This is a genomic window from Streptomyces boncukensis, assembly GCF_011045075.1.
GTDB lineage: Bacteria > Actinomycetota > Actinomycetes > Streptomycetales > Streptomycetaceae > Streptomyces > Streptomyces boncukensis.
The window spans coordinates 1-3,008 of the sequence record NZ_JAAKZZ010000710.1 but is presented as its reverse complement, the minus strand read 5'-3'; the positions used below and the strand labels follow the sequence as shown (position 1 = coordinate 3,008).

Here is a 3,008-nt window from a genome sequence, read left to right as displayed (position 1 = left end):
CGTCTCCCCCGGCGGCAGGAGCGGCCTCGTCCCCCTCCCCCGGAGCGCTCTCCAGGAACGGCAGCACGCACTCCACGACGGAGCCGCCGCCGGCCCCCACTCCCTCGTAGACGGTGCGGAACCGCTCCGCGTCGTACGGGGAGTTGGCGAGCACCACATCGGCCCCGTGCCGCAGCAGCAGGCCGTCGGACAGCTTCTCGTAGACCACCCCGACATAGCCGGTGACCACGACCGGGCGGCGCCCGGAGCGGGCGCGCGAGGCCAGTCCGTGCAGCATGGCCTGCACCGCGCCGCCGACGCAGGCCAGCACGACGATGTCCACGGGCGGCTCGGCGCCGTCCGCTCCCGGGCACACCGCGTCGAGGAACTCCGCGCCCGTCACCTCGCGCAGCGAGTCCACGGTGACGCCGACCTCCGCGAGCTGCCGGGGCGTGGGCGTGGCGCGGCCGCGCAGCAGCAGGCCGTCGATCCGGGCGCCCGGCGCGAGCCGCGCGGCGGTCATCGCACCCCACTTCCAGCGGGTGTCCGAGTCGGCGAGCACGGCGACGCGCACGGGCTCCGCGGAAACGGCGCAATCGGCGCGATCGGCGTGATCAGCGCAATCGGCGCGATCCGCGCTCTCCTGCGGATCCCCGGTTGCCGGCACGGCCGCCGAGCTGGTGGTCGAATGACGAGTGGGCACGTCGCAGACGCTAGGAAGGGATTCCGGAATACGGCCCAACGCAAATACAACAACCGGTTAACAGCACCTCGACGAATGGCCAACCATCCAGTACACGAGGCGCGTTCACCATTCCGCCATGTGGCGTTCACCCGGGGGCCCGCGGCAGGTCAAGACGGAGGACCGGGTGCGACCTAGGGTCCCGTCCGTGGTCAAGCTCTCCGTCATCGTGCCGTTTTACAACGTGCAGTCCTACGCTCCGGAAGCACTGCGGAGCCTCCGTGCGAATGCGCACCCGGATTTCGAGTTCATTCTGGTCGACGACGCGTCGTCGGACGGGATTCCGGACATACTGGAGCGCGCCACGGCGGAACTGCCCGGCGCCGTCCACATCCGGCACGCCCGCAACGGCGGACTGGCCACCGCCCGGAACACGGGCCTGGACCGCGCGAGCGGCGAGTACATCACCTTCCTGGACGGCGACGACTGGCTGGCGCCCGGCTACTACCCGGAGCTGGTCTCCGTGATCGAGCGGCTGGGCTGCGACTTCGTACGGACCGACCATGTGAGCTGCACCGGCCGCTCGCGCACGCTGGCGCGCGTGCCGCACGGCAGGCGCGGCGCGGTGATGGCCCCCCGGGACGCGATCCTCCCGACCGATCGCACCACGTCCGTCGACTACGCCTACGCCTGGGCGGGGATCTACCACCGCAGGCTGCTGGACGACGGGCTGCTGCACTTCCCGGACGGGCTGCGCACCGCCGAGGACCGTCCGTGGATCTGGAGGCTGCACCGCCGGGCCCGCTCCTTCGCGGCCGTCGGGCTGCTGGGCGTCTTCTACCGGCGGGGGGTCGCCTCCTCGCTGACGCAGATCGGCGATGTGCGGCAGCTCGACTTCATCCGGGCCTTCGACCAGGTGGTCGAGGAGACCGCGCGGGACCCGGAGGCCGAGGCGCTGCTGCCCAAGGCCGTACGCACCTACTGCGCGGTCCTCTCCCACCATCTGACCAGCGACAGGTTCGAGCCGCAGGTGGCCCGCAGGCTGCGCGCGCTGGGCGCGGCGGCGCTCAAGCGCCTGCCGTCCGATGTGCTGAACGAGGCGCTGGACGCGATGGACCCCGAACGCTCGGCCCGGCTGCGCCGGCTGCGCCGCCGGCCCGCCGACCGCGACGCGACACCCCAGGCACAGCAGCAGGACCCCGTACCCGCGACGGCCGCTGCGGCAGGCACGGCGGGCGCGGCGAAGGGCGGGACCGTCTGATGCGTACGCAGCTCTTCCTGGCGTCCGGGCTGTACGGCGCCGCGACGCTCGCCGCGGCGCTCGACGCCGACTGCTTCGCGCCCGCCGACCGCCGGCTGCTGCTCGTCAGCAACAACGCGGCCAACCCGGAGACTTCGCCGCCGCTGGACGAGATGCCGGGCTTCGAGCGGCTGCGCGGCCGGTTCGACCAGGTGCTGTCCTGGAACGCCGCGATCCACCCGCTGCACCCCGCCGGCTGGTCGCCGCGCGCGGACGACGTGCCGCTGTGGGAGCGGTACCTGCGGACGCGCTGGGAGCTCGGTGACACGCTGGAGGACGAGGTCGAGCTGGTCGTCGAGTCGATCCAGGTCGACCCGGCGCTCGCGCTCGCCCGGCTGTTCCCCGACGCGCCGGTCGACGTCTACGCGGACGGCCTGATGAGCTACGGCCCCACCCGCAACAAGCTGGACCCGCTGGTGGGCACGCGGGTGCGGCGGCTGCTGTATGTGGAGCTGGTGCCGGGCCTGACGCCGATGCTGCTCTCGGAGTTCGGGGTGCCGGCCGAGGTGGTGCCGCCGGACGCGCTCACGGCGGTGCTGTCCGAGGTGGCCGAGGACGCCCCGGCCGCCGTCACCGGGCTGCCGGAGGGCGGCGCCGTACTGCTGGGCCAGTATCTGTCCGCGCTGGACATCCTCACCATCGAGGAGGAGGAGCGGCTCCAGGTCCGGATGCTGCGCGGCGCCGCCCGGCACGGCCACCGCCACGTGGTGTTCAAGCCGCACCCGGTGGCGCCCGCGCGCTTCTCCCGCGCCCTGGAGAAGGAGGCGGGCGAGCTGGGCGTCGAGCTGACGGTGCTGCGCTCGCCCGTGCTGGCCGAGGTGCTGTACGAGCGGGTGCGGCCCGAGCTGGTCGTCGGCTGCTTCTCCACCGCGCTGCTGACCGCCCGTGCGTTCCACGGGCTGCGCTCGGCCCGTACGGGCACCGGGCTGCTGCTGGAGCGGGTCACGCCGTACGAGAACAGCAACCGGATCCCCGTCACGCTGGTCGACGCGCTGCTGCCGGACGTCGAGACGGCCGCGGAGGGGGAGGTCCCCGGAGGGGCATGGG

Annotated in this window: 3 protein-coding genes; 2 read left to right on the top strand and 1 reads right to left on the bottom strand. The window is 73.2% G+C overall.

What is annotated here, in order from left to right:
- On the bottom strand, positions 1-502 hold a 502-nt coding region (locus G5C65_RS34625; RefSeq protein ID WP_420903391.1), incomplete at its 3' end, for a DUF6716 putative glycosyltransferase.
- Positions 503-869: 367 nt separating this feature from the next.
- Between G5C65_RS34625 and G5C65_RS34620 the strand changes: the two genes are divergently transcribed.
- Both G5C65_RS34620 and G5C65_RS34615 read left to right on the top strand, forming a co-directional pair.
- Positions 870-1,922, top strand: coding sequence for a glycosyltransferase (locus G5C65_RS34620; RefSeq protein WP_165303026.1), 1,053 nt, complete (start codon positions 870-872; stop codon positions 1,920-1,922).
- The coding region (locus G5C65_RS34615; protein WP_165303025.1) for a polysialyltransferase family glycosyltransferase at positions 1,922-3,008 on the top strand (1,087 nt) is incomplete at its 3' end. The genes G5C65_RS34620 and G5C65_RS34615, both read left to right, overlap by 1 nt.